This window comes from Marinobacter azerbaijanicus (genome assembly GCF_030250645.1).
Lineage (GTDB): Bacteria > Pseudomonadota > Gammaproteobacteria > Pseudomonadales > Oleiphilaceae > Marinobacter > Marinobacter azerbaijanicus.
This window is the reverse complement of the sequence record NZ_JASSVS010000049.1, coordinates 1-2,636: the sequence shown is the minus strand read 5'-3', so window position 1 is coordinate 2,636 and position 2,636 is coordinate 1. Positions and strand designations below refer to the sequence as shown.

2 protein-coding genes are annotated in these 2,636 nt (G+C 57.5%); both read left to right on the top strand.

The window, feature by feature from the left end; genetic code table 11:
- Positions 1-245: 245 nt before the first annotated feature.
- Positions 246-1,787, top strand: coding sequence for an IS21 family transposase (gene istA / locus QPM17_RS23430; RefSeq protein WP_285394153.1), 1,542 nt, complete (start codon positions 246-248; stop codon positions 1,785-1,787).
- Positions 1,788-1,796: 9 nt separating this feature from the next.
- Positions 1,797-2,537, top strand: coding sequence for an IS21-like element helper ATPase IstB (gene istB / locus QPM17_RS23425; protein ID WP_285394152.1), 741 nt, complete (start codon positions 1,797-1,799; stop codon positions 2,535-2,537).
- Positions 2,538-2,636 lie beyond the last annotated feature (99 nt).

Below are 2,636 nucleotides of genomic sequence, written 5' to 3'. Positions count from 1 at the left end.
TGCATATTCCGGCCCATCATGAACACCCATTCCGGACGAACGTGAACACCTATTCTGGTTCAACGTGAACAGCCATTCCGATTGAAGGTGAACACTTTCCCGGATTTTCCGGAATCGGTGTTCACCATGCCGGAATTGGCGTTCACGTTCCCGGAATCGGTGTTCACGTTCAACCAGAATCCTTCTTAACGCATTGTTTATTCAACCGCTTGCTACTCTGGTTTCTTTTTTTGGGAATCAGGGTCATGGCAGCAAAGAGAAATACAATGCGCAAAATCAGAGAAGTGCTTCGCCTGAGGCTGGAAGCCGGGCTTTCGATCCGGCAGATCAGCGCCAGCACCAAGACCAGTGTCGGGGCTATCCAGAAGCTCCTGACCCGAGCCCAGGCTTTAGAGATCACCTGGCCCTTACCCGAGGATCTGGACGATGGCCGCCTGGCGGCCATGCTCTATCCCGGTGCTGACCCCACCAGCTCTAGCCGCTATCAGGTACCGGACTGGTTGACCGTCCATCAGAGCCTCAAACACAAGGGCGTTACCAAGCAACTGCTGTGGGAGGAATACACCGCCCAATACCCCAACCGTTGTTACAGTTATTCTCAATACTGTGACCGCTTCCGGCACTGGCAAAAGCAGCAAAGGCGCTCTATGCGCCAGATCCACAAGGCCGGTGAAAAGTGCTTCATTGATTACTGTGGCCCCACTGTGCCAATCGTTAACCCGCAAACCGGCGAAATCCGCACGGCTCAGGTGTTTGTCGCCGTGCTGGGTGCGTCGAATTACACCTACGCGGAGGCCACCTGGAGCCAGGTATTACAGGACTGGCTGATGAGTCACGTGCGTACCTTCGAATTTTTTGGGGGCGTTCCGGAGATGCTTATCCCGGATAATCTCCGGAGTGGTGTCAGCAAGGCCTGTCGGTACGATCCGGACCTGAATCCCAGCTACCAGCAATTGGCGGCGCATTACCAGGTCGCGGTGCTACCGGCACGGCCCTACAAGCCCAAGGATAAAGCCAAGGCGGAGGTAGGCGTACAGATCGTTGAGCGCTGGATCCTGGCGCGGTTACGCCACCACACCTTCTTCACCCTGGCCGACCTGAACCAGTGTATCCGGGCTTTGCTGGACGACCTGAACAGCCGATCATTCCGAGCGCTGCCAGGCAACCGGAAGGAGGCCTTCAAGACGCTCGACCAGCCCGCCCTGAGGGCGTTACCCAAACACCCTTATGAGTACGTCGAGATCCGGCGTTGCCGGGTCAATATCGACTACCACATCGAGTTCCAACAGCATCACTACTCGGTGCCACACCAGTATGTCGGCGAGCAGGTGGACCTCCACGCCAGTGAGCGACTGGTACAGATCTACTTCCGACAGCAACTGATCGCCAGCCACCCACGCAGTCATCAGTACGGCATCACGACCGAGTCAGGGCACATGCCCACCCGCCATCAAAAACAGCAGCAGTGGTCCCCCGGACGCCTTAAGAACTGGGCCCGTGACATCGGGCCGGACACCCTGATCTGGGTCAGTGACCGACTGGATGAGCGGGAACATCCGGAACAGGCCTACCGGGTCTGTCTTGGGCTACTCAACCTGAGCAAAGAATATCCCCGCGAGCGCCTTAATGCCGGTTGCCGCATTGCCAACCGCGAAGGCCTGGACCGGCTGAAACACATCAAAGCCATTCTCCGGAGTAACCGGGACAAGTTGCCAGAACAGCTGCCCTTGCACACCGAACTGCCCCAGCACCACGAGAATATCCGTGGCCCGAAGAGCTTCCACTAGGACAACCCTATGAACACCCTGCAAACCCTGACACGACTGAGAGACCTGAAGCTCGGCGGCATGGCTGCCGCCCTGGAACATCAACAAAACCAGCCGGGCACTTATGACGAGCTGTCGTTCACCGAACGCCTGGAGCTGTTGCTCGACCGGGAGTTCCAGACCCGGGACCACCGCAAGCAGGATCGTCTGGTTCGCCAGGCCCGCTTCAAACTCCGGGCCTCGGTTCAGGATATTGACTACCAGCACCCGCGCAATCTCAAGAAAACACAGGTAGCCCAACTGGCCCAGACCGACTGGCTCGAACGGGGCCAGAACCTGTTGATTACCGGCCCTTGCGGCAGTGGCAAGACCTATCTGGGTTGCGCCGTGGGGCATCAGGCCTGCCTCAACGGCCTCAGCACCCGGTATTACCGGATCTCCCGATTACTGCTGGAACTGACCCAGGCCAAGGCCGATGGCACCTACCAGAAAAACCTCAGCCAACTAGCCAAAGTAAAGCTGCTGATCCTGGACGACTGGGGGCTGGAAGCTCTGAAACCGGCACACCGGAACGACCTGATGGAGATCATGGATGACCGTCACGGCACTCACTCGACCATGATCATCAGCCAGCTACCCACCGATCAGTGGTACGCCGCCATCGGCGATAACACTCTAGCGGACGCCATTCTGGATCGGCTGATGCACAACGCTCACCGCTGGGCTCTGAAAGGGGAATCGATGAGAAAGCGACTTCAAGAAATTGACTGAACGTGAACACCCGGGGTACAAACTCCGGTGGGTGATGCGTTAAGAAAAAAGGTGTTCACGTTCAGCCAGAATGGGCGTTCACGTTCGCCGGAATATGCA